Source organism: Streptomyces sp. NPDC051576, assembly GCF_040681835.1.
Classification (GTDB): Bacteria; Actinomycetota; Actinomycetes; order Streptomycetales; family Streptomycetaceae; genus Streptomyces.
In genome coordinates, this window is record NZ_JBFAZO010000014.1 from 141,709 (window position 1) to 162,801 (window position 21,093).

The 21,093-nt window shown below is 72.1% G+C and carries 18 protein-coding genes and 1 pseudogene; 13 read left to right on the plus strand and 6 right to left on the minus strand.

The features are described 5' to 3' along the window. Positions 1-2: 2 nt before the first annotated feature. The 3 genes from AB0M63_RS37830 to ligD form a co-directional block, all read right to left on the minus strand. Positions 3-1,049, minus strand: coding sequence for a LacI family DNA-binding transcriptional regulator (locus AB0M63_RS37830; protein WP_355919668.1), 1,047 nt, complete (start codon positions 1,047-1,049; stop codon positions 3-5). Positions 1,050-1,134: 85 nt separating this feature from the next. Continuing rightward, on the minus strand, positions 1,135-2,064 hold the full coding sequence (locus tag AB0M63_RS37835) for an ornithine cyclodeaminase family protein (RefSeq protein ID WP_366022540.1): 930 nt from the start codon (positions 2,062-2,064) through the stop codon (positions 1,135-1,137). 4 nt (positions 2,065-2,068) lie between these two features. Next, on the minus strand, positions 2,069-3,091 hold the full coding sequence (ligD, locus tag AB0M63_RS37840) for a non-homologous end-joining DNA ligase (protein WP_355919674.1): 1,023 nt from the start codon (positions 3,089-3,091) through the stop codon (positions 2,069-2,071). A gap of 75 nt (positions 3,092-3,166) precedes the next feature. Between ligD and AB0M63_RS37845 the strand changes: the two genes are divergently transcribed. Both AB0M63_RS37845 and AB0M63_RS37850 read left to right on the plus strand, forming a co-directional pair. Further along, positions 3,167-4,237, plus strand: coding sequence for an ATP-dependent DNA ligase (locus AB0M63_RS37845; protein ID WP_355919677.1), 1,071 nt, complete (start codon positions 3,167-3,169; stop codon positions 4,235-4,237). A gap of 127 nt (positions 4,238-4,364) precedes the next feature. Beyond that, the gene (locus tag AB0M63_RS37850; protein WP_355919680.1) at positions 4,365-5,354 is read left to right on the plus strand and encodes a DUF3048 domain-containing protein; all 990 of its coding nucleotides are present in this window, start codon (positions 4,365-4,367) and stop codon (positions 5,352-5,354) included. A 20-nt stretch (positions 5,355-5,374) separates the two neighbouring features. Here the strand turns inward: AB0M63_RS37850 and AB0M63_RS37855 are convergent, their stop codons facing one another. Continuing rightward, positions 5,375-5,839: a MarR family transcriptional regulator gene (locus AB0M63_RS37855; protein WP_366022541.1), complete on the minus strand. Its 465-nt coding sequence runs from the start codon at positions 5,837-5,839 to the stop codon at positions 5,375-5,377. 210 nt (positions 5,840-6,049) lie between these two features. Between AB0M63_RS37855 and AB0M63_RS37860 the strand changes: the two genes are divergently transcribed. The 8 genes from AB0M63_RS37860 (at position 6,050) to AB0M63_RS37895 (ending at position 13,377) form a co-directional block, all read left to right on the plus strand. Next, positions 6,050-6,805: a CoA transferase subunit A gene (locus AB0M63_RS37860; RefSeq protein WP_366022542.1), complete on the plus strand. Its 756-nt coding sequence runs from the start codon at positions 6,050-6,052 to the stop codon at positions 6,803-6,805. After that, positions 6,805-7,449: a CoA transferase subunit B gene (locus AB0M63_RS37865; RefSeq protein WP_366022543.1), complete on the plus strand. Its 645-nt coding sequence runs from the start codon at positions 6,805-6,807 to the stop codon at positions 7,447-7,449. The genes AB0M63_RS37860 and AB0M63_RS37865 overlap by 1 nt, the downstream gene beginning before the upstream one ends. Continuing rightward, positions 7,446-8,648, plus strand: coding sequence for a thiolase family protein (locus tag AB0M63_RS37870; protein WP_366022544.1), 1,203 nt, complete (start codon positions 7,446-7,448; stop codon positions 8,646-8,648). Before AB0M63_RS37865 ends, AB0M63_RS37870 begins: the two co-directional genes overlap by 4 nt. 7 nt (positions 8,649-8,655) lie before the next feature. Then, positions 8,656-9,429: a protocatechuate 3,4-dioxygenase subunit beta gene (gene pcaH, locus AB0M63_RS37875; RefSeq protein WP_366022545.1), complete on the plus strand. Its 774-nt coding sequence runs from the start codon at positions 8,656-8,658 to the stop codon at positions 9,427-9,429. A gap of 6 nt (positions 9,430-9,435) precedes the next feature. Further along, the gene (pcaG, locus tag AB0M63_RS37880) at positions 9,436-10,038 is read left to right on the plus strand and encodes a protocatechuate 3,4-dioxygenase subunit alpha (protein ID WP_355919697.1); all 603 of its coding nucleotides are present in this window, start codon (positions 9,436-9,438) and stop codon (positions 10,036-10,038) included. Beyond that, entirely contained in the window at positions 10,035-11,381 is a 1,347-nt protein-coding gene (gene pcaB, locus AB0M63_RS37885; protein WP_366022546.1) for a 3-carboxy-cis,cis-muconate cycloisomerase, read from the plus strand. Before pcaG ends, pcaB begins: the two co-directional genes overlap by 4 nt. Continuing rightward, positions 11,378-12,511, plus strand: coding sequence for a 3-oxoadipate enol-lactonase (gene pcaD / locus AB0M63_RS37890; RefSeq protein WP_355919702.1), 1,134 nt, complete (start codon positions 11,378-11,380; stop codon positions 12,509-12,511). Before pcaB ends, pcaD begins: the two co-directional genes overlap by 4 nt. Positions 12,512-12,585: 74 nt before the next feature. Continuing rightward, positions 12,586-13,377: an SDR family NAD(P)-dependent oxidoreductase gene (locus tag AB0M63_RS37895; protein ID WP_355919705.1), complete on the plus strand. Its 792-nt coding sequence runs from the start codon at positions 12,586-12,588 to the stop codon at positions 13,375-13,377. Positions 13,378-13,381: 4 nt separating this feature from the next. On the opposite strand, the pseudogene AB0M63_RS37900 reads toward AB0M63_RS37895, so the two are convergent. Beyond that, positions 13,382-16,067: pseudogene (locus AB0M63_RS37900) on the minus strand (AAA family ATPase). A gap of 157 nt (positions 16,068-16,224) precedes the next feature. Between AB0M63_RS37900 and AB0M63_RS37905 the strand changes: the two are divergent. From AB0M63_RS37905 to AB0M63_RS37915, 3 genes are all read left to right on the plus strand, one after another. Next, complete coding sequence (locus AB0M63_RS37905) at positions 16,225-17,601, plus strand: MFS transporter (RefSeq protein ID WP_366022547.1); 1,377 nt, start codon at positions 16,225-16,227, stop codon at positions 17,599-17,601. After that, positions 17,522-18,676 (plus strand): anhydro-N-acetylmuramic acid kinase, encoded by a 1,155-nt coding sequence (locus tag AB0M63_RS37910; protein WP_366022548.1) that lies wholly within the window; start codon positions 17,522-17,524, stop codon positions 18,674-18,676. The genes AB0M63_RS37905 and AB0M63_RS37910 overlap by 80 nt, the downstream gene beginning before the upstream one ends. Before the next feature lie 624 nt (positions 18,677-19,300). Continuing rightward, positions 19,301-20,320, plus strand: coding sequence for a DUF2510 domain-containing protein (locus tag AB0M63_RS37915; protein WP_355919717.1), 1,020 nt, complete (start codon positions 19,301-19,303; stop codon positions 20,318-20,320). Between the two features lie 145 nt (positions 20,321-20,465). On the opposite strand, the gene AB0M63_RS37920 is transcribed toward AB0M63_RS37915, so the two are convergent. After that, on the minus strand, positions 20,466-21,080 hold the full coding sequence (locus AB0M63_RS37920) for a TetR/AcrR family transcriptional regulator C-terminal ligand-binding domain-containing protein (protein ID WP_355919720.1): 615 nt from the start codon (positions 21,078-21,080) through the stop codon (positions 20,466-20,468). Between the last annotated feature and the right edge of the window lie 13 nt (positions 21,081-21,093).

Sequence of the window (21,093 nt, forward strand, 5' to 3'; positions counted from 1 at the left end):
ATCTACGCGGAGGCGCGGTGGACCAGTGTGGTCGGCAGGATCACGCTGGACGGCGCGCCTCCGACGCCCTCGCGGGAGGTCCGGCGGTCGAGGCCGCGCAGCAGCAGGCGGGCCATCAACCGGCCCATCTCCTCTATGTCCTGACGGACCGTCGTGAGGGGCGGTTCGGTCTGTTCGGCGATCGGGAGCATGTCGTCGAAGCCGATCACGGCCACGTCCTCGGGCACCCGCAGCCCCTCCTCGCGCAGCACCTTGAGGGCGCCGTAGGCGGTGAGGTCGTTGGCGGCGAACACGGCGTCCACGTCGGGGCAGCGGTCGAGGAGTTCGCGCATCGCGCGCTCGCCGCCCCCCGGGGTGAAGTCGCTCTCGACGATCAGCCGGGGGTCGGCGTCGACCATGACGTCCCGGAAGCCGTCGAGCCGGTCCACCGCGGACGTCTGGTCGAGCGCGCCGGTGATGTGCGCGATCCGGGTGCGGCCGAGTCCTACGAGATGCCGGACGGCCTCGCGGGCGCCGCCCCGGTTGTCGCAGTCGACGTACACCGTGGGGCCCAGGCCGCGTGTCCCCTCGCTCCAGGAGGGCCGGCCGCCGAACACCGTGGGGACGCCGGCGCGTTGGATCAGTCCGGGCAGCGGGTCGTCGAGGTGCAGGGAGAAGGCGAGCGCGCCGTCGACGTGGCCGCCGGCGAGATAGCGGCCGACGCGGGCGTGGTCGTCGCGGCCTTCCGTGAGGAGCAGCACGAGTTGGGAGTCGTGGGACGTCAACTCCTTGCTGATGCCCCGGAGTTGCATGGCGAAGAAGGGGTCGGCGAAGACCCGGGCCTCCGGTTCGGCGATGACCACGGCGATGGCGTCGTGCCGCTTCGTCACCAGGCTCCGGGCCGCCTGGTTGGGGACGTATCCCAGCTCCTCCACGGCCTGCCGGACCCGCTCGACGAGGGGTTCGCGCACCCCGTCCCCGCCGTTGACCACCCGGGACACGGTGGCCCGCGACACCCCGGCGCGCGCGGCCACGGCCTCCAGCGTGGGACGCGCTGCTGTCTCGGTCACTTCTGGCCCCCCTCGTTGCTGCGGCTCAGGATAGCCGCGGCCGAACCCGAAGGTGAGAGCGCTCCCAACTCGGCGGCACCCCGGCTCACCCCAGCAGATTCACCCGCCGTCCCACCCCGTCCCGCTCCGCCCGCTGGTATGCCAGCCAGGCGAGCGCCAGGTCCTGCCACGGCAGTCCGACGGGGGCGTAGACGGAACGGCTGGTGGTGTCGGCCCGTCCCGGGTGGCTGCCGCGCAGGACGTCGCCGAGTGTGGTGTCGATGTCCGTCGGGGCCAACGCGCCCACGGACGCGACCAGTTGGCGGTCGTCCACGACGACCAGGGCCGCGCCGAGCAGATCGGCGGCGAGCTCCCGCTTGCCGGGCTCGTCGGCGCCCAGACTGGTGAGGTGTTGTCCCGCCCTGGTGTCGGCGAGGGACAGCAGCTGTGTGCGGGACCAGGTCGCGAGCAGGACAATGTCGGCGGCCGAGGCGATCTCCGTCGCAGATCCCAGCACCCGGCCGCCGTGCCGTACGGCGAACTCGGCGGCGCGCTCGAAGTCCGTGTCGTGGACGACGAGTTCAGCGCACGGCCGCAGGGCGCCCAGCCCTCGGACCATCAGGTCGGCCTGCGCCCCGGCGCCGATCACCCCCACCACCGCGTCCTGGTCCGGGCGCGCCAGGACGTGGGTGCCCAGGGCCGCCGCCAGTCCGGTCCGCCACGCGGTCACCGTCGCCGAGTCCAGCAGGGCGAGCAACTCTCCGTCCGTACCGCTGTGCAGGCAGATCACTCCCCTCAACGCGGGCCGCGCGCCGGGGAACTTGGCGTTGACCTTCACCGTGTAGGCCTCGATGCCGGGCAGCAGGCCGGGGATGAGGGCGGTGGCCGTACCGGGGAACGGCAGGTCGGTGCGCACCCGTTGGCCCGGTATCGCCACCGCGCCTCCCGTGGCGAGGAAGCCCTCACGCAACGCGGTCAGACAGTCCGAGGGTTCCAGCAGGGCACCGAGGTCGCTTCGCGTCAGCAGGCGGGTCATCCGCTCATGATCCCTCGGGGTCCTTCTTCGCCCTGCTCGGCTGCACCCGCTTCGGCTCCCCCGGCATCTTCGGATACTCCGGCGGGTACGGCAGATCGCCGAGTCCGTGGTCGTGTTCGTCGCGGCGGGCGAGTTCGAGGAGGGCCTCCAGGGAGAAGCGGTGGTCATCCATGTCGGCGTGCACATCGCCGAGTTCGGCGAACCGGGCCGGCATGGTCGCGAGGTCGAAGTCGCGGGGGTGCGCGCTGCCGACCTCGTCCCAGCGGAGCGGTGCCGAGACGGGGGCGTGCGGGCGGGGCCGTACAGAGTAGGCGGAGGCGATGGTGCGGTCGCGGGCGGTCTGGTTGTAGTCGACGAAGATGCGCTCGCCGCGCTCCTCCTTCCACCACTTGATCGTCACCCGGTCGGGCATCCGGCGCTCCAGCTCCCGGCCCACGGCGATGGCCGCGCGGCGGACCTGGGTGAAGGTCCAGTTGGGTTCGATGGGGACGAAGACGTGCAGGCCGCGGCCGCCGGAGGTCTTGGGGAAGCCCTTCAGGCCGCCGAACTCGTCGAGTACGGCACGGAGTTCATGGGCGGCGCGGACCGCGTCGTCGTAGTCGGTGCCGGGCTGCGGGTCGAGGTCGATGCGGAGTTCGTCGGGGCTGTCGACGTCGTCGCGGCGAACGGGCCAGGGGTGGAAGGTGAGCGTGCCGTACTGGGCGGCCCACAGCACGGCGGCCTCCTCGGTGGGGCACATCTCGTCGGCGCTGCGTCCGCTGGGGAAGGTGATGTGCGCGGTCGGGATCCAGTCGGGCATGTTCTTGGGCGCCCGTTTCTGGAAGAAGTTCTCGCCCGCGACGCCGTCCGGATAGCGCTCCAGGGTGGTGGGGCGGTTCCGCAGGGCGCGGAGGATTCCGGGGCCGACCGCGATGTAGTACCGGGCGAGGTCCAGCTTGGTGAAGCCGCGCTCCGGGAAGAAGATCTTGTCGGGACTGGACAGCCGTACCGTCCGGCCGCCCGCCTCCAGTTCCACCGCTTCGCCCATGCGAGCCACCGTAGGCCCGCCGTACAGACATCGCATACCGGGCGATAAACACCGTACGAGAGCACAATCGGAACCATGGATCTGCCGGTGATGCCGCCCGTGAAGCCGATGCTCGCCAAGTCGGTGGCGAGGATTCCGCCGGGCATGCACTACGAGGCGAAGTGGGACGGCTTCCGGGCGATCGTGTTCCGCGACGGTGACCAGGTCGAGCTGGGCAGCCGTACCGGAAAGACGCTGACCAGGTACTTTCCCGAACTGGTCGAGGCGCTGAAGGAGAGGGTGCCGGAGCGTTGCGTGCTGGACGGGGAGATCGTGATCGCCCGGGAGGGGCGGCTCGACTTCGACGCGCTGACCGAGCGCATCCACCCGGCCGACTCACGGGTGCGGACGCTGGCCGAGCGGACCCCTGCCTCTTTCGTCGCCTTCGACCTGCTGGCCCTCGCCGAGGAGTCACTGCTGGACGTGCCGCTCGGCGACCGCCGGGGCCTGCTCGCCCTGGCACTGTCGGACGTGACCGCGCCCGTGCATCTGGCGCCCGCGACCACCGACATCGAGGTGGCGCGGCGCTGGTTCGAGCAGTACGAGGGGGCCGGGCTCGACGGTGTCGTGGCCAAGCCGCTGGATCTGCGCTACCGCCAGGACGAACGCGCCATGTTCAAGATCAAGCACGAGCGGACGGCGGATGTGGTGGTCGCCGGGTACCGCCTCCACAAGAGCGGACCCGTCGTGGGCTCGCTCATCCTCGGCCTCTACGACGAGCAGGGCACCCTGCAGCACGTGGGGGTGTCCGCCGCCTTCACCATGAAGCGGCGCGCGGAGCTGATCGAGGAGCTGGAGCCGCTGCGCATGACCGACCCGTCGGGGCATCCATGGGCGGCCTGGGCGGAGGAGGCGGCCCACGAGACGGCCCGGCTGCCGGGTGCGCCGAGCCGCTGGTCGAACAAGAAGGACTTCTCCTGGGTGCCGCTCGCTCCGGAGCGGGTGGCCGAGGTGGCGTACGACCACATGGAGAACGGTGTGCGCTTCCGGCACACGGCGCGCTTCCGCCGCTGGCGCCCGGACCGGACGCCCGAGAGCTGCACCTACGCACAGCTGGAGGAACCGGTCCGCTACGACCTCGCGGAGATCCTCGGACCGCCGGAGTGACCTCTTCCGGATCTCCGGGTGGGCCGATCGGCCCATTCGACGCGCACAATCACAACCGATCGGGTATGGCCATCAATGAACTTATAAGAGCACAATCGAAAACACAGACTTGGTGGCAACGGTGGGCATGGGACAGAGGGCGCCCCGGCGTCGCGGCGCGAGAAGAGCGGCGCTGCTGGCCGCCACGATGACAGCTTCCCTGGCGGTGGGCTGCACGGCACATCACGGCCGCCCCGCCGACGACGGACGGGGACAGAGCCAGTCCCCGACGCAGAGCCCGAGCGGTGGCGGCACGGTCGCCGCCGCCGGTCCGGTGCTCGCGGTGAAGATCGACAACGTGTCCGCGGCCCGCCCGCAGACCGGCCTGGACTCCGCGGACGTCGTGTACGCCGAGCAGGTCGAGGGCGGGCTGAGCCGGCTGATGGCGGTGTTCGCGACCAAGCTGCCGAAGTCCGTCGGGCCGGTGCGCAGCGCCCGGGTGTCCGATCTGGAGCTGCTGCGCCAGTTCGACGACCCGACGCTCGCGTTCTCCGGGGCGCAGCACAAACTCCTCCCGCTGATCGCCAAGGCGCCGCTGCGGTCCGCGTCGCCCGAGCAGGCGTCCGGCGCCTACTACCGGGGAGTCGACAAGTCGGCCCCGCACAACCTCTATCTCCGCCCGGACAAGCTGCTCTCCGCCGCCCCGGGCTCGGCGGCCCTGACGACCGGCTTCCGCTACGGCGCGGCCCCCTCGGGCGGCAGGCCCACGGCCTCCCGGACCGTGCGCTATCCGGCGGCCCGCTTCACCTTCACCTGGTCCGAGGGCAAGCACCGCTGGCTGGTCACCGAGGACGGCACGCCCACCGTGACCACCGCCGGCAAGCGGCTGGCCCCGGCGACGGTCGTCGTGCAGTACGTGCGGATCCGCAAGTCCGTGTACCACGACGTCCTCGGCAACAACACGCCCGAGACGGTGACCGTCGGCTCCGGGAAGGCGGACGTGCTGCGGGACGGCCGTACGTACAGCGTCGACTGGAAGCGGCAGAAGGCCACGGACGGAACGGAGTTCACCACCTCGGACGGCACACCCGTCAACTTCGCGAAGGGCCAGGTGTGGGTGGTGTTCGCGAAGGCCTGACACCGTGGAGCGGTGACGGTTCAGCGCTGGGCCGCGAGGGGTTCCGCGGGGTTGCGGAGCCCCTCCGCCGCGTCCGCGACCCGCTGGATGAGGTCGAAGAACACGGTCTGTTCGGCGGCGGAGAGCGGGGCCAGGAAGACCTGGTTCATCCTGGCCGTGCGCACGATCAGCTTGCGGTGGGTGCGCATGCCGTCGCCGGTCAGGCGCAGCAGAAATCGGCGGCCGTCCTGCGGATCGCGACACTTGTCCAGCAACCCGCGTCGGATCAGCCGGCTGATCACCTCGGCGATGGTCGACCGGTCCAGGCCCACCCGCTCCCCCACCGTCCGCTGGTCCAGCCCGGGCTCGTCGGCGAGCGCGTTGAGCACCGCGAACTGCGGCGAGGTGATCTCCTCGGAGACCATCGTGTTCCACAGCAGGTAGTGCGCCTGCTGCAGTCGCCGGGCGAGGTGCCCGGGGTGGGTGGTGAGGTCCACCGCGGCCATGTGCCCTCCCGAGGTCATATTCATCCGTGCACTGAACGATACCCGGATGCCCTACGGCCGAGTCCAGCCCTGCGTACCGAGCTGACCTCACTGTTCTCCCGGGTCTTGACGCGAAGTCCGCACAGTGACAGCGTGAAGGAAACTTCACCGAAATGCTCAGTGCCCTGATGAACTGCTGACCGGGCGCTCGGACGGGACGGAGCTTCACGGATGGACAAGGTGGTCGCCACGGCCGACGAGGCCGTGGCCGATGTGCCGGACGGAGCGACGCTCGCGGTCGGCGGCTTCGGGCTGAGCGGGGTGCCGAACTTGCTGATCCAGGCCCTGTTCGAGCGCGGGGTCGGCGCACTGGGCGTGGTCTCCAACAACTGCGGGGCGATGGAGTCCGGTCTGGCGATGCTGCTGTCCGCCGGGCGGATCGCGCGGGTGACCGGCTCCTACATCGGCGCCAACAAGGAGTTCGCCCGCCAGTACCTCGCCGGGGAACTGGAGGTCGAGATGATCCCCCAGGGCACCCTCGCCGAACGGCTGCGGGCGGGTGGGGCGGGCATCCCCGCGTTCTACACCCCCGCGGGCGTCGGCACCCAGGTCGCCGAGGGCGGACTGCCCTGGCGCTACGACGGCTCCGGCGGCGTCTCGCTCGCCTCGCCGCCGAAGGAGGTGCGGGAGTTCGACGGCACCGAGTACGTCCTGGAGCACGGCATCCGCACGGACTTCGCGCTGGTGCGGGCGGCGAAGGGCGACCGGCACGGCAACCTCGTCTTCAACAAGTCCACCCGGAACTTCAACCCCCTCGCGGCGATGGCGGGAAGGGTGACCATCGCCGAGGTCGAGGAGCTGGTCGAACCCGGCGAGATCGACCCGGACGCGGTGCACCTGCCCGGGATCTTCGTACAGCGGGTGGTGGCCCTCACCCCTGAGCAGGCCGCCGACAAGCGGATCGAGCGGCGGACGGTGAGCAACTGATGGCCTGGACACGCGAGCAGATGGCGGCCCGTGCCGCGCTCGAACTCGAAGACGGGCAGTACGTCAATCTCGGCATCGGTCTGCCGACCCTGATCCCGAACTACCTCCCGCCGGGCGTGGAGGTGATCCTGGAGTCGGAGAACGGCATCCTGGGCACCGGTCCGTATCCGACCGAGGACCAGGTCGACCCGGATCTGATCAACGCCGGCAAGGAGACCGTGACGGTCCTGCCGGGCGCCTCCTTCTTCGACTCCTCGCTCTCCTTCGGGATGATCCGGGGCGGTCACATCGATGTCGCCGTGCTGGGCGCGATGCAGGTGTCGGCCGGGGGCGACCTGGCGAACTGGGCGGTCCCCGGCAAGATGATCACCGGGATCGGCGGGGCGATGGACCTCGTGCACGGCGCCCGCACGGTCATCGTCGTCATGACCCATGTGGCCAAGGACGGCTCCCCGAAGATCCTCTCGGAATGCGTGCTGCCGCTCACCGGGAAAGCATGTGTGAACCGAGTCATCACCGATCTCGGCGTGATCGACGTGACACCCGACGGTCTGGTGCTGACCGAGACCGCGCCCTCAGTCGCGGTCGAGGAGATCGTCGCCAGGACCGACGCGAAACTCATCGTCACGGAAGGCCTGCTGTGAACCCGGTTTACCTCGTCGACGCCGTCCGCACCCCGTTCGGCAAGCACAGCGGAGGGCTCGCCTCGGTCCGCCCCGACGACCTCGCCGCCCACGCCCTCCGTGAACTCCTCGCCCGCACGCCCCAGTTGGACCCGGCCCGCATCGAGGACGTCTACTTCGGCAACGCCAACGGCGCCGGCGAGGAGAACCGCAACGTCGCCCGCATGGCCGCTCTCCTCGCCGGCCTGCCCACCTCGGTGCCGGGCGTGACCGTCAACCGGCTGTGCGCCTCCGGGCTCGAAGCCGTCATCCAGGCCGCCCGGGCCATCGCGGTCGGCGACGCCTCCATCGCCGTTGCGGGCGGAGTGGAGTCGATGACCCGCGCCCCGTACGTGCTGCCCAAGTCGGACCGGCCCTTCCCCGCCGGGCACACCGAGCTGTACTCGACCACGCTCGGCTGGCGCATGACCAACCCGGCCATGAACCCGCGGTGGACCGTCCCGCTCGGCGAGAGCGCGGAGCTGATCGCCGACAAGCACAAGATCGGCCGCGAGCAGCAGGACGAGTTCGCGCTCGCCAGCCACCGCAAGGCGGCCGAGGCGCAGGCCGCGGGTCTCTTCGACGACGAGATCGCGCCCGTCCCGGTCCCGCAGCGCAAGGGTGACCCGGTCGCCTTCGGCGCCGACGAATGCGTACGCCCGGACGCCTCCCTCTCGGCGATGGCCCGGCTCAAGCCGTCGTTCCGCACCGAGCACGGGACGGTCACGGCGGGCAACGCCTCGCCGCTCAACGACGGTGCCGCAGCACTGCTCCTGGTCGACGAGGAGGGGCTGAAGGCCACCGGCCGCGAACCCCTCGCGCGGATCTCCGCGACCGGGGTCAGCGGTATCGACCCTGACTACTTCGGACTCGCCCCCGTCGAAGCCGTCGATCGCGCACTCACCAAGGCGGGCAAGGGATTTGACGATCTGTCAGTCCTCGAACTGAACGAGGCCTTCGCCGCCCAGGTCCTCGGATGCGTCGCCGAATGGCCCGAGTTCGACCCCGCGATCCTCAACCCCCAGGGCGGCGCCATCGCGCTGGGCCACCCCCTCGGCGCCTCCGGTGCCCGGCTCGCCGGCACCGTCGCCCACCAACTCGCCCGCAAGGGAACAGGAGTTGGTGTCGCCACCCTCTGCATCGGCGTGGGCCAGGGCCTCGCCCTCGTCCTCGAACGGTAGGAACCCCATGGCTCTCACCCAGCACGACATCGACCTCGAAATAGCGGCCGAGCACGCGACGTACGAGAAGCGGGTCGCGGACGGCGCCCCGGTCGAGCACCACCCGCGCCGCGACTACGCCCCGTACCGCTCCTCGCAGCTGCGTCACCCGAAACAGCCGCCGGTCACCATCGACGTCTCCAAGGACCCGGAGCTGGTGGAACTCGCCTCCCCCGCCTTCGGCGAACGGGACATCACCGAGATCGACAACGACCTGACCCGGCAGCACCACGGGGAGCCGATCGGTGAGCGGATCACCGTCTCCGGGCGGCTGCTGGACCGCGACGGGCGTCCGGTCCGCGGGCAGCTCGTGGAGATCTGGCAGGCGAACTCGGCCGGCCGCTACGCGCACCAGCGCGAGCAGCACGACGCCCCGCTGGACCCCAACTTCACCGGTGTGGGCCGCACGTTGACCGACGACGAGGGCCGCTACCGCTTCACGACGATCCAGCCGGGCCCCTACCCCTGGCGCAACCACGTCAACGCCTGGCGTCCGGCGCACATCCACTTCTCGATGTTCGGCACGGCGTTCACCCAGCGGCTGGTGACGCAGATGTACTTCCCGAGCGATCCGCTGTTCCCCTACGACCCGATCATCCAGTCGGTGACGGACGACGCGGCCCGGCAGCGCCTCGTCGCGACCTACGACCACAGCCTGTCCGTGCCCGAGTTCTCGATGGGCTACCACTGGGACATCGTGCTCGACGGCCCGCACGCCACCTGGATCGAAGAAGGACGCTGACCCGCCATGACGAAGATCGACACCAATCGTCCGGAGTCGGTGCTGCCGACCCCGTCGCACACGGTCGGCCCCTTCTACGGCTACGCGCTGCCCTTCCCCGGCGGCGGTGACATCGCGCCCGTGGGCCACCCGGACACGATCACGGTCCAGGGATACGTGTACGACGGCGAGGGCAATCCGCTGCCGGACGCGTTCGTGGAACTGTGGGGGCCCGACCCCGACGGCACCCTGTCCACCGTCGACGGTTCGATCCGGCGCGACCCCGCGACCGGCGGCTATCTCGGCCGCAACGGCGTGGAGTTCACCGGCTGGGGCCGTATCCAGACCGACGCCAACGGCCACTGGTACGCGCGGACCCTGCGGCCCGGCGCACGCGGGAACAGCGCCCCGTACCTCAGCGTGTGCGTGTTCGCGCGCGGGCTGCTGGTCCATCTCTTCACCCGGATCTATCTGCCGGGCGACGACGCGGCCCTCGCCGCCGACCCGCTGCTCACCCGGGTGGGCGACCGGCGCGACACGCTGATCGCCGCCGACCAGGGCCGGGGGACCTACCGTTTCGACATCCGCCTTCAGGGCGAGGGCGAAACGGTCTTCCTGGAGTTCCAGTGACATCTGAGTACGACACCGGTGACCACGTCGACGCCGGGCTGCTCGGGCCCGGCTGGACGGGTTCCCCCGCGGTGACCGCGACGAGCGACAGCGCCTATCTGCGGGCACTGCTCGACGCGGAGGCCGCGCTGACCCGCGCCCAGGCCGCGCTGGGGCTCGCCCCGGCCGGGGCCGCGACGGCGGTGACCGAGGCCGCCGACCCCGGCCGCTTCGACATCCACGCGCTCGCCGAACGCGCCCGCGTGGGCGGCAACCCGGTCATCCCGCTGGTCGCCGATCTGACGGAGGCGGTCGGCGGGAAGTACGGCCCCTACGTCCACCGGGGTGCGACCAGCCAGGACATCATGGACACGGCCACAATGCTGGTCGCCGCCCGCACCCTGGACCTGGTCCTCGGCGACCTGGCCCGCACGGAACAGGCGCTGGCCCGGCTCGCCGCCGACCACCGCGACACCGCGCTGCCCGGCCGGACGCTCACCCAGCACGCCGTACCGACGACCTTCGGGCTGAAGGCCGCCGGATGGCGGTCACTCGTGCTCGACGCACGGGACCGGGTGCGGGCCGTTCGGGACGGGCTCCCGGCTCAACTCGGGGGCGCGGCAGGCACCTTGGCGGCCTTCACCGCCTACGGCGCCGAGGACCCGCTCGCCCTGCCGGACGCGTACGCCCGCGAACTCGGCCTGACGGCACCGCTGTTGCCGTGGCACACGCTGCGTACCCCGATCGCCGACCTCGCCGGGTGCCTGGCCTTCACGGCGGGGGCGCTGGGCAAGGCCGCCGCCGATGTGCTCGTGCTGTGCCGCACCGAGATCGCCGAGGTCGCGGAGGGCAGCGGCGGGGGCTCGTCCGCCATGCCCCACAAGGCGAATCCCGTACGGTCCACGCTGATCGCCGCCGCCGCGCGCCGGGCACCGCAGCTCGCGGCCGTCCTGTACGGCTCGCTGGTCGCCGAGGACGAGCGGCCGGCCGGGGCCTGGCACGCCGAGTGGGAACCGTTGCGGGAGCTGCTGCGACTGGTCGGCGGTGCGGCGCGCGACGCCGCCGAGCTGGCCGAGGGACTGCGGGTGCGTCCGGAGGCGATGCGTGAACACCTCGGTCTCACCCACGGGTTGATCGTCTCGGAGCGGCTGTCGGCCGACCTGGCACCGCTGCTCGGGCGGGCCCGCGCCAAGGAACTGCTCACCGAGGCCGCCCGGCGGACGTACGCCGAGGGCCGCACGCTGGCCGAACTGCTCGCCGAGGAGCCCGAGTTGAAGGACCTCGATCTCATCGCCCTCACCGACCCCGCCCGTTACACGGGTTCCGCCGGAGCCCTCACCGACCGTGCGCTGGAGCGACGTTGACCGAGACACTGCTCGACTTCCGTACCGAGGGCCCCGATTCCGCTCCCCCGCTGCTGCTCGGGCCCTCGCTGGGCACCTCCTACGCCCTGTGGGACAAGGTCGCGCCCGAACTGTCCCTCACCCACCGGGTGATCCGCTGGAACCTGCCCGGGCACGGCGGTTCGGCGGCCGACCTGATCGGTCCCGACGCGACCGTGGCCGACCTCGCCGACCTGGTGCTCGCACTCGCCGACTCGCTCGGTGTCGATCAATTCGCCTACGCGGGTGTGTCGTTGGGGGGCGCGGTCGGCCTGCACCTCGCGGTGACGCACCCCGAGCGGATCGCGTCGCTCGCCGTCATCTGTTCCTCGGCGCACTTCAACGGCTCTAAGCCGTGGGAGGAGCGGGCCGCACGAGTGCGGAGCGAGGGGGTGGACTGGCTGGCCGAGAACGCCGACTCCCGTTGGTTCACGCCCGGGTTCACCGTGCCGGAGCTGGTGGCCGACCAGCGGTCCGCCGACCCGGCCGCGTACGCCGCGTGCTGCGACGCGCTGGCCGCGTACGACCTGCGCGAGCGGCTGTCCGGGATCGGCGTACGGACGCTGGTGATCGCGGGACGCGAGGACCCGGCGACCCCGCCCGCCCATCTGCGGGAGATCGCCGACGCCGTCGCGGGCGCGGCCCTCGTGGAGCTCCCGGGCGCCTCCCATCTGGCGCCCGCGCAGTGCCCGGAGGCCGTCCTCACCGCGCTCCGCGCCCACCTGGGCGGGGGTGCGAGGCGTGGGATGGCGGTACGGCGGGAGGTGCTCGGCGACGAGCACGTGGACCGGGCGCAGGCCCGGCAGACAGCGTTCACGGCCCGCTTCCAGGACTTCATCTCCCGGTACGCGTGGGGCGAGATCTGGACCGACCCCACGCTGACGCGCCGCGAACGCAGCATGATCACGCTCACCGCGCTGATCGCGCACGGCCACTACGACGAGCTGGCCATGCATGTCCGCGCCGCGCGCCGCAACGGGCTCACACCGGAGGAGATCGGCGCCGTACTGCTGCAGAGCGCCGTGTACTGCGGGGTGCCGGCGGCGAACTCGGCGTTCGCGACCGCGCAGCGGGTCCTGGCCGAAGAGGAAGAAGAGCAAGAAGAAGGGTGACCCTGCCGGTCGTAGCCTCAGCAACAGCACCCAGCCGTTCCCGCCCGGCACCCGGCCGTGCCTAGGCTGGCGGTATGTCCACTGTTCTGATCACCGGTGCCACCTCCGGTCTGGGCCGGTTTCTCGCCTTCGAGCTGGTCCGCTCCGGGCATCTCGTCCTCGCGCACGGGCGTGACCCGGGCCGCACCGACCGGCTCGTCGAAGAGCTGAGGGCCGAGGGCACGGCCGAGGGGTTCGTCGCCGACCTGGCCTCGCTGGCGCGGGTGCGGGAGCTGGGCGACCGGGTCGCCGCCGCGCATCCCCGGCTCGACGTGCTGATCAACAACGCGGGCGTGGGCGGGGGTTCACGTGGTGCGGGGCGTGAGCTGAGCGTCGACGGGCATGAACTGCGGCTGGCGGTCAACTACTTGGCGCCGGTCGCCCTGACCCGCGCCCTGTTGCCGGTGCTCCGCGCGGGCGCCCCGTCCCGGATCGTCAACGTGGGCTCGGCCGGCCAGGAACCCCTCGACTTCGACGACCCCGAGCTGACCCGCGGCTACAGCGGTGTCTCCGCGTACTGCCGCAGCAAGTTCGCCCTGGCCGCCCATACCTTCACGCTCGCCGAGGAGTTGACGGGTACCGGCGTCTCGGTCAACGTGCTGCACCCGGCGACGTACATGGACACGGCGATGGTGCGCGAGAGCGACATCACGCCCTGGAACTCCGTGGCCGACGGCGCCCCGGGTGTACTGGCCCTGGCCACAAGGGACTTGGGCACGGGCGGCTACTTCGACGGCACGAGTCCCTCGCGGGCGCACGAGGCGGCGTACGACCCCGAGGTGCGCAAGCGGCTGGCCGCCGTCACGGATCAGTTGCTGGCCATGTGAGGTGTCAGCGCAGGCCCCGGCCCGTCTCCAGAACCTCCAGCGCCTGCGCCACCAACCCGTCCGCCCCGCACGAACGGGCCAGCGTCAGACCCCTCTTGATCTCGGACACCGACCTCGCCGCGATGCCGTACTCGACCCGTGCCGCCGCGTGTTCGTACTGGCAGGGTGAGGACTCCAGATACGTGGCGGCCTGCCCGGCGAGCCGTACCGCGCGCTGCCCCGTCTCCAGCGCGGCGGCGCAGCGCAGAGCCTCGCCGATCGCGGTGTCGGTGCCGAAGCGCTCGGCCTGGCGGCGGGCGTCGGAGGCGAGTTGGGCGGCGCGGGTCGGGTCCTCGGTGGCGAGCGCCCGGGCGAGGTCCACGGCCCACGGGACCGTCACCGGGTTGTGGTGGCCACGTACGGTCGCCGCCTTCGCGGCCTGCTCCAGTTCGTTGATGCCCTCCTTCTTCCGGCCGACGGCGAGCAGCAGCCGGCCGCGCACGCAGCGGAGGTCGGGCAGCACGATGGTGGACGGGTAGGGCGGTGCGAAACCGTACTGCTCCGCGGTCGCCCAGGCCTCGTCGACATGACCGCGGGCGAGCAGCGTGTCGACGAGGTTGCAGGCCGCCGACCAGTACACGGGCAGTCCGCGGCCGACCCGCTCGGCGACCTCAAGCGACTCGCGCAGCACGGCCTCCGCCTCGCGGAGACGTCCGCGCCTGCGGTGTCCGAGACCGACGTAGGCCTGGGCCAGGGACAGATGGCCGCCGCTCCATCGAGCGGACTCGTAGGCACGCAGGGCCTCGTTGTACAGGCTCTCCGCGCGGTCCAGGCGGTCCGTGTAGGCGTACGAGGCGGTCAGCATCAGGAGCATCTCGACGCCCCACTCGCTGTCCGTCCAGCCGAGCCCGGGCGCGAGCCGTCCGTTGACGAGGGCGCGGTCGCAGAATTCGACGACCTCCTCGGCGTTCTCGCCGTGGGCCATGGCGTCGAAACCGCGCAGGATCAGCAGCGCCCGCTCGGAGTTGTCGCGGCCGGTGCAGGTACGGGCGAGGGCGGCGAGGCGCTCGGAGCGACCGGGCAGGCCGGCCTCGCCCGCGTGGACGCCCTCCCACATGTACTGCACGGCCTGCAACCGCATCTTGGCGACGCCCGGTTCGTGCCGGGCGGCCTCCGCCTCGACCGTGCGGACGGCCACCTCCAGTTGGTCGTTGTGGACCAGCGCCTGGGACAGCCGCAGGACGGCGTCCACGCGCGCCTGACCGTCCAGCCCCGGCATGCCGAGCGCGGTCTGCAGATGGCCGATGGTGACGGCGGGCGCGGTCAGCAGGGTGGCGCAGCCGAGTTCGTAGAGCACGTGCGCGTGGACCTCGGGAAGGGGCGGCTCCACCAGGGCCCGTTCCAGACAGCGGCGGGCGGCGTCGGGGGCGCCGATGGAGAGGTGTTCCCGGGCGGCCTCGCGCAGTTGACTCGACGAGTTCCTGGTCGTCGTCCGGGTGCACCTGGAGGAGATGCCGTGAGGCGGAGGCGGCGCCCAGTCCGGAGTCGGTGACGACCTGGGCGGCGATGCCGTGCATGGCCGTACGCCATCCGCCCGGAATCGAGTCGTAGACGGCGCTGGCGATCAGCGGGTGGACGAACTCCAGCTCGCCGGCGTCGGCCTGGGACGCGGCCGGGTCGGGTGCGGTGAGGATGCGGGCGCTGCGCAGCAGATCGGCGCAGCGCTCCGCCTCGTCGCTGCCCATGGTGGCGAGCCTGGCCACCAGCTTCACGGAGATGCCGGTGCCGAGGATGGCGGCGGCCCAGGCGAACCGGCGGGCCTCGGCGCCCAGGTCGTCGAGGCGGGCGACCAGTCCGCGGCCGCGTGCGGAGCGGTTCAGGGCGCGCAGTTCGGCGGCCGAGGCCTCGACGGGTTCGAGGGCGCTGTCCTGGACCTTGGCGAGGAGTTCCACGGTTTCGTAGGGGTTGCCGTCGGTGACCGCCCACACCTCGCGGCAGAAAGCCGCGTCGGCGTGCGGGCCGACGGTGGCGCGGGTGAGCCCGGCCGTCGCGGCCGGGGTCAGGGCGTTCACGTCGGTGATGGCATGGCCGGCGGTGGCGGCGATCGCCTCCAGGTACTGGGCGCTCTCGCCGCTGACCTCGCCGGGCCTGCGGGCGACCACGACCAGGACGGACAGGTCGTCGAGGCGCTCGGCGAACGCGGCGAGCCAGCGCAGGGTCTCCTGGTCGGCCCAGTGGGCGTCGTCGATCAGCAGGACCAGCGGCCAGTAGCGCTTGGAGAGCCGGCTCATCGCGGCGACCAGACCGTCGCACACGCCCTGCGGGTCGGCCTGCCGCTCGCCCGGTTCCGTGACGCCGAGGGCGGGTCCCGCGATGTCGAACCAGTCGCCGAGGTACTCGCGGATCTCCTCGGGCATCAGCGAGATCAGGGCGGGCTGCAGCAACTGCCGGACGACATTGAAGGGGACGGACTTGAGGGTCTCGCCGCCGCGGGCCTGCCAGACCTGGCAGCCGCGCGCCTCGGCGACGCGTCGGGCCTCCGCCAGGAGCGCGGTCTTGCCGAGTCCCGCCTCGCCGCGGACCAGCAGCAGCCTGCCCGAGGACGACTCGTCCGCGCACAGGGCGTCGATCGCCTCCGCCACGCCGGCGACTTCCTCCTCGCGCTCCCACAGGGAGGCCGAGGCGGCGTCCGCAGGCCGTTCCTCCGTCATCCCGAAACCTCCCCAGTAGGCCGAACGACGTACGGACCTTGAGCGTAGCCGTCCGGATGCCGATGTGAAGGCCGGTCCGGGCACCTGTTGCCGCAACGGGTGACGCGGGCCGCCCGGCGGGGCTCGCGGATATGACGAACGGTCAAGAGGCGTTGAAATGAAGGTGTTTTCCGATCGGTTCCGGCCCGTCCCGGACAGGTCTGGGGTAAGGGCTCTGATCGCGGGGTCGGTGGGCAATTTCATCGAGTGGTACGAGTTCGGTGTCTACGGCTACTTCGCGACGGTGATCGCGGCGCGGTTCTTCACCCCGGCGGGCGGGGGCGCCGCCGAGGGCCTGGTGAGGACGTACGCCGCGTTCGCGCTGGCGTTCTTCTTCCGGCCTCTCGGCGCCGCCCTGTACGGCCGGCTCGGCGACCGGGTGGGCCGGCGTCCGGTGCTGATCCTGGTGATCGCGCTGATGACCGGCGCGACGACGCTGATCGGCGTGCTGCCGACGTATGCGACGGCCGGTGCCCTCGCGCCCTGGCTGCTCACGTTTCTGAGGGTCGTTCAGGGGCTGTCCGCGGGTGGGGAGTTCGGGGGCGCGGTGTCGGTGCTGACGGAGTTCGCTCCGCCGGGCCGGCATGGGCTGTACGGGGCGTGGCAGTCGTTCACCGTGGCGCTGGGGCTGTTGGGCGGAGCGGGCGTGGCGGCGCTGCTCGCGACCGTCCTCGATCCCGTCCAACTGGGCGACTGGGGCTGGCGGTTGCCGTTCCTGCTGGCGTTGCCGATGGGACTCGGGGCGCTGTGGCTCCGGCTGCGGCTGGAGGAGACGCCGTCGTTCCGGAACGGGCCGGTGCGGGTGGTGCCGCCCGCGCGTGAGGTCAGGGCGGCGATCGCGCTGGGCGCCGGGCGGGTGATGGGGTGGGCGGCGGCCGGTTACACCTTCCTCGTCGTGCTGCCGTCGTATCTGCAGAGCACGCTCGGCGCGAGTTTCCGGCAGGCGCTGCTCGCGACGGTCCTGGCCAACGCGGGTTTCGCGGTCGCCGTCCTGCCGGCCGGGCTGCTGAGCGACCGGGTGGGGCGGCGGCCGGTGATGGTGACGGGGGCCGTGCTGGTCGTGGTCCTTTCCGTGCCCCTGCTCAACCTCCTTCAGGACGGCGGGACTTCGGACGCGGTGATGGGTGTCGGGGTGTTCGGGGCGGGTGCGGTGGTCGGGCTGATGGCGGGGCCCGGCCCGGCGATGCTCTCCGAACTGTTCCCGACGAGCGTGCGCCACACCGGTCTGGGACTCGCCTACGCCCTGTCCAATGCGGTCTTCTCGGGCTGTGCGGGGCTCATCATCACCAGGAGCGCGGAGCGGACCGGGAACGCGGACATCCCCGCGTACTACGCGGCGGCGGCCTGCGCGGTGAGTGTGCTCGCGCTGACGGTGGGCAAGCGCCCGGTGGGACAGGCGGGTCGGGAGGACACGGATGCGGGTGATCGGGCTGATGTCCGGGACGTCGTACGACGCGATCGACGCGGCGGCGGCCGGGCTGAGCCTCGTCGGTGACAGTGTCGTACTGGAGCCGCTCGGGATGGTGAGCGAGGCCTACGACGACGAGGTGCGCGACGCGCTCGCGGCGGCGCTGCCGCCGACGGCCACCACCCTGGCCGAGGTGTGCCGGCTGGACACCCGGATCGGGCAGGCCTTCGCCGCGGCGGCCGTCCGGGCGAACGTCGAACTGTGCGACGGGCGGGCCGAGTTGGTGGCCTCGCACGGACAGACCGTCTACCACTGGGTGGAGGGCGGCACGGTGCGCGGCACGCTGCAACTGGGGCAGCCGGCCTGGATCGCCGAGGCGACCGGGCTGCCGGTGGTCGCCGACTTCCGGCCGCGCGACATCGCCGCCGGGGGCCAGGGCGCGCCGCTGGTCAGCCTGGTGGACCTGCTGTGGCTGCGCGGCCGTCCGGGCACCCCGGTCGCGCTCAACCTCGGCGGGATCGCCAACCTCACCGCGCCCGACGGGACGGCCTTCGACACCGGACCGGCGTGCGCGCTGATCGACGCGGCGGCCCGGGGGTTCAGCGGCGGGCGTCTCGCGTACGACGAGGAGGGCGCCCTCGCCGCCCGCGGAACGGTCCAACAGCCGCTGCTGGACCGGCTGTTGAAGGAGCCGTACTACGCGCTGCCCGCCCCGAGGACGACCGGCAAGGAACTGTTCCACCTCGGCTATCTGCGGGACGCGCTGGCCGGCCTAGGGACCCTGTCCGCCGAGGACGTCGTCGCGACCCTCACCCTGCTCACGGCCCGCACGGTCGCGGACGCGGTCCGGTCGGTGGCCGCGACGGAGGTGATCGCCTCGGGCGGCGGCACCCGCAACCCGGTCCTGATGGACCTCCTCGCCGCCGAACTCCCGGACATCCCCCTGCGCACCTCCGACGAACTGGGCCTGCCGTCCACCGCGAAGGAGGCCTACGCCTTCGCCGTCCTCGGCTTCCTGACGGCCCACGGCCTACCGGGCACCGTCCCGACGAGCACGGGCGCCCGGCATCCGAGCGTGCTGGGCTCGGTGACACCGGGGCGACGCGGACTGCGGTTGCCCCCGGCGGCGGAACGGGCGCCGGTGCGGCTCGTGTTGGGGTGACGGGCGGGTGGGACCGGTACGGGTGATCGAGCGCGGCCGGGAACAGGCAGGGAGCCGACGGGCCGGGACGCCGAGGACCAGGCCAGCGCCCCGCCACGACGACGGAACAGGCGCCGCAGCGGCTCGTATTGCGGTCACGCGGCAGCCGGGTAGGACCGGTACCGGTGAACGAGCACGGCCGCAAACAGGCGCGAAGCCGACCGGCCCGGACGCCGAGGGCCGGGCCAGCGCCCCGCCACGACGACGGAACAGGCGCCGGTGCGGCTCGTGTTGGGGTGACGGGCGGGGCGGCCGGGGTGAGACCGGTGCCGGTGAACGAGCACGGCCGTAAACACGCAGGAAGCCGACCGGCCAGAACGCCGAAGACCAGACCAGCGCCCCGCCACGACGGCAGAACAAGCGCCGACACGGCTCGCATTGAGATAACCGGCCGGGGCAGCCGCGCAGGACCGGCGCCGGTAATCGAGCACGGCCGCAAACAGGCGGGAAGCCAACGGGCCAGGACGACGAGGACCGGGCCAGCGCCCGCCCGCCGTGCCTCTCCGGGCGCCGCTCCGCCCCCTCCGGCCGATTCGGACCGGATCCTCTCATCCCGCTTTCACCGACGCCTCATACGGTAGGTACATGACGCAGGTGACTCCCCCCGGGTGGTACCCCGATCCCGGGCAGACGAATGACGGTCCTTCCACCGAGCGCTGGTGGGACGGCAAGGCTTGGACGGACCAGACCCGCCCCGCCGGGTCGGCCGCCGAATGGGGTCCCCCGACGGAACCGCCCGCCGCCGGGGCCTACCCGGCGTATCCCGCGCTGCCCCCGGCCGCCCCGCGCCGCAATCTGCGCACGGGCATAGCCGTGGCGGCGGCGGTCGCGGTGCTCGCGGCCATCGGTGTCGGTGCGTACGCGCTGTCCGACAACGGCAGCGGGAACGGCGACCAGGCCGGCACGCAGCAGGCGCCCAACGGCCAGGGCGGCTTCGGCGGACAGGGCGGCCCGGAGGGACAGGGCGGTACGGGTGGCCAGAGCGATCCCTTCGGCGGGTCCGGCGGGACGGGCGGGTCCGGTGGCACGGGTGGTGCGACGCCCGCGCCCAGCCAGTCCGCGCAGCCGAAGGTCGAGGCGGGCGGCAAGGTGACCGACTCCCTCGACGGCATCAGCCTTCCCGTGCCGTCCGACTGGTACGGACAGGTCATCCAGGTCGGCGCGCAGGTGTCGTCGAACACCTCGTACAAGTGCCCCGGCAACACCGCGCAGACCTGCACCAACGGCGGCGCGTACTCGGCGCCCGCGGTGGTGCTGGGCACGAAGGGCTCCACCGCCGAGGCGGTCGCGAAGGCGGACATCGCCGCCAACGCCAAGGAGTCCTACGGCGGTACGACCTACGGCAGCATCACCTCGCACCAGGTGCTGGCGTCCAAGGCCGTGACGGTGGCCGGGCAGAAGGGCTACCTGGTCCGCTGGAAGGCGGTGACGAGCAAGGGCGCCGACGGCTATGTCGAGTCGCTCGCGTTCCCGTCGCCGGCCAGCGCCAGTCAGATCGTCGTGGTCCGCTTCGGTGTCGACGTCGGCCAGAAGCAGTCCGTCATCGACGAGATCACCTCGGGCATCAAGGTGGCCTCGGGCGGCGGCGACGGCCAGACGATCTGATCCTCCCCGCACACAGTCGGCCGGGTGGGGCGCCTCTCCGCTCAAGAGGAACCCCACCCGGCCGGGGGGTGCGCGCCGCCCCCGTCCCCACGGTGCGGCGCGAACAGGTCACCGTCCAGTCATCCCAGGGACGGCGGCCTGATTCTCAGGTGAGTCCGAGTGCGGGTAGCACCGCGGCCTCCACGAATTTGACGAGGTAGTCGGGGTCGGCGTAGCAGCCCTCCAGGACGGGACGGGCCCGCAGGACGCCGAAGATCTGGGCCGGGACGTACGGCAGAGCCGGGTGGTCGGCCGGGATCTCGCCGCGTTCCACTCCGCGCCGCAGGATGTCCTCCAGCGCGGTGATCTCGGGGTGGACGAGTGCCTCGCGGAGCGCTTCGGCGAGTTCGCTGTCCTGGGTGACGGCGTGCCCGAGCGCCGAGACCAGTTTGGTGTCCTTCGCCGACCAGGCGCCCGCGGCCCGCGCTGCCTGGCGCAGGTCCTCCGCGAGGGATCCGGTGTCGATGCCGGTGAAGTGCACCCGGCGGTTGGCGCGGAGCGCGGCGGCGACGAACTGGGGCTTGGTCCCCCACTGCCGGTACAGCGTGGACTTGCTGCACCGGGTGCTGGTGGCGACGCCCTCCATGCTGACGGAGTCGTAGCCGCATTCTCTTATCTGTTCGAGCACGGCGTCGAAGAACTCCCGCTCACGCTCGGGCGTGATCTTGGAGCGGCGCGAGGCGGCGACCGTGTCCGGTCCGTCCTCAGCCTGCGACGTCATGGGCTCTTCTCCT